We start from the raw sequence: 2508 nt of genomic DNA on the forward strand, positions 1-2508 counted from the left end.
CAGTGAGGGCATGTGCCGCGTCGACTCGACCAGTGGCCCACCCACCAAAATGAAGACAAACGAGGGCAAAAACGTGAACCAGGTCACCACGCAAGCCGCCACGATGCCGCCCAGCAAGGGGTGGCCCAGCAAGGCCTGGCTGTGCCCACCCAAAAAGCCCACAAAGGCCACCACCATGATGAGCGGACCGGGCGTGGTCTCGCCCAAGGCCAGGCCGTCCATCATTTGCGCCGCCGTCAGCCAGCCGTATTGCACCACTGCCGCCTGCGTCACAAAGGGCAGCACCGCATAGGCGCCGCCAAAAGTCAGCAAGGCCGCTTGGGTGAAAAAGCCACCCATCTGTGTAAGGGGGTGGCCCACTCCAAACGCCAAGGCAATCAGGCCCAGGCTCAGCAGCCACAAGCCCACCCCCACGGCCAGTCCGCGCCACAAGCGTCGCATGCTGAACTGTGTGTGCGCTGCCGGGGCAGACGGATCATCCAGCCAGGCACGTGGCGCATCGGGTTCGGTGCTGGCTGCGGCCGGCATGGCTGCTGCAAGCGATGCCGTGAAAGCGGTTGCGGATGCGGATTTGCTGAGGGGGGCCTGATCAGCATGTTGGCGTGACATGGTGTAACCCACGGCTGCCGCCCCCAAAATGATCACCGGAAAGGGCAGACCCCAGAGCATGCCCAGCAAAGACAATGTGGCCAGTACCCACAGCCAGCGCGAGCGCAATGTGCGCTTGGCCATGCGGTGAGCCGCGTGCAGCACCAGCGCGGTTACGGCAGGCTTGAGCCCCCAAAGCAGCGCCTGACCCCAGGGGTGATTGCCCCAGGCGGTATAGGCCCAGCTCAGCACGATCAAGAGCAGCAAAGAGGGCAGCACAAACAAGGCCCCTGCCGCGATGCCGCCGCGTGTGCCGTGCATCAGCCAGCCGATGTAAGTGGCCAGTTGCTGCGCTTCAGGGCCGGGCAGCAGCATGCAGTAATGCAGCGCGTGCAGGTAGCGCTTTTCAGAAATCCAGCGGCGGCGCACCACCAGTTCTTCATGCATCAGGGCGATCTGGGCCGCAGGTCCGCCAAAGCTCACGCAGCCCAACCAGAACCAAAATTGGAGTGCTTGCCGGAACCCGATGGGCGAGGGCGCTGGCACGGAAGGCTGCATGTCTCTTGTCGTGGGGCGCGTCATGGCGCACCCCAGTGGTCGCGAAAGGCCTGCACAAAACCAGGTGCGCCGCTCAGGCTCAAGCTCAGGGCAATCCGCAGGTCCTGGGCAGGGGGCGAGAGGGTGGTTTGGCCTGTGGCCGGGTTGAACACGATGCTGGCTGCCAGCGGCAACTGCCCGTCGCTGTGCAGCGTGGCTTGCAGGTCAAAGTCCCAGAGCGCGCCGTCCTCTAGGCTGCCGGGCCCTTGCGGCTCAAAGCGAAAGGCCCAGGCCAGCACCTGAGACACCTCTTGCAGCAAGGCGCTGTTGTGGCGGGCCAGCGGTTGCGCTAAGGCGTCCCAGCACACCAGACCGTCAGCGTCTTCGGTGCATTCAAAGTCCAGTAATTGCAAATCCATCAGGGCGTTCCTCCAAGCCAACTCGATTGTCGCCGCCCTTGATCGCTTGCTGAGCGCAGCGGTTGAAACCACAAAGCATTTAGAGGGCTCATAAATGAAGCCGCTGATGATTTTCGGGGAAGGGTTGGGGGCAGGGACAGGCTGGTTGATGGTTTAATGCCATTTTTCCAAATCGGTCTCATGCCCTCATCGTCCGTTCGCCATCAGGCCCCTGAAGCTGTCGAAGAAGGTGGCCCGCAAGCCCTGAATTTTTTGATCTTCCAAAGGTGAAGCATGTTCATTAAAAACACCTGGTACGTGGCCTGCACCGAGGCCGAACTTGATGCGCTGGGCAGCAAGCCCCTGGGTCGCACCATTTGCAATGAAAAAATGGTCTTCTTCAAAGGCCCGGACGGTCAGGTGGCCGCGGTCGAAGACTTCTGCCCGCACCGGGGCGCGCCCTTGTCGCTGGGCAAGGTGTGTGAGGGCAAGCTGGTGTGCGGCTACCACGGCCTGGAGATGGGCTGCGACGGCCAAACCGTGCACATGCCCGGGCAACGTGTACGTGGCTTCCCGGCGATCAAAAGCTATGCCGTGCTGCAGCGCTATGGCTTTGTCTGGGTCTGGCCCGGCGATCAAGCCCAGGCCGACGCGGCCAAGATGCCGGTGTTTGAATTCTTTGACAACCCCGCCTGGGCCTACGGCGGCGGGCTGTACCACGTCCAGGCCGACTACCGCCTGATGATCGACAACCTGATGGACCTGACACACGAGACTTATGTGCACGCGACCAGCATCGGCCAGCCCGAAATCGACGAGACCCCCTCCAGCACCTCGGTGGAGGGCGACCAAGTCATCCTCCAGCGCCACATGGCGGGCATCAAGGCGCCGCCATTCTGGCAAATGGCCATGAGCGCCAATGGCCTCGACCCCCAAGCCACCGTCGACCGCTGGCAAATCTGCCGATTCACACCGCCCAGCCACA

The 2508-nt window shown here is 62.7% G+C and carries 3 protein-coding genes; 1 reads left to right on the forward strand and 2 read right to left on the reverse strand.

The annotated features are described in order from the left end of the window. Positions 1-1146, reverse strand: a 1146-nt coding sequence (locus ACIQ3A_RS15060; protein ID WP_396432536.1) for a chromate transporter, incomplete at its 3' end; no start/stop codon positions are given. Between the two features lie 20 nt (positions 1147-1166). Then, complete coding sequence (locus ACIQ3A_RS15065) at positions 1167-1544, reverse strand: hypothetical protein (protein WP_396432537.1); 378 nt, start codon at positions 1542-1544, stop codon at positions 1167-1169. A gap of 273 nt (positions 1545-1817) precedes the next feature. On the opposite strand from ACIQ3A_RS15065, the gene ACIQ3A_RS15070 reads away from it, so the two are divergent. Beyond that, positions 1818-2508 (forward strand): Rieske 2Fe-2S domain-containing protein (locus ACIQ3A_RS15070; RefSeq protein ID WP_396432538.1); only part of this gene is annotated, 691 nt, incomplete at its 3' end.

The organism is Limnohabitans sp. (genome assembly GCF_044361985.1).
Taxonomy (GTDB): Bacteria; Pseudomonadota; Gammaproteobacteria; order Burkholderiales; family Burkholderiaceae_C; genus Limnohabitans_A.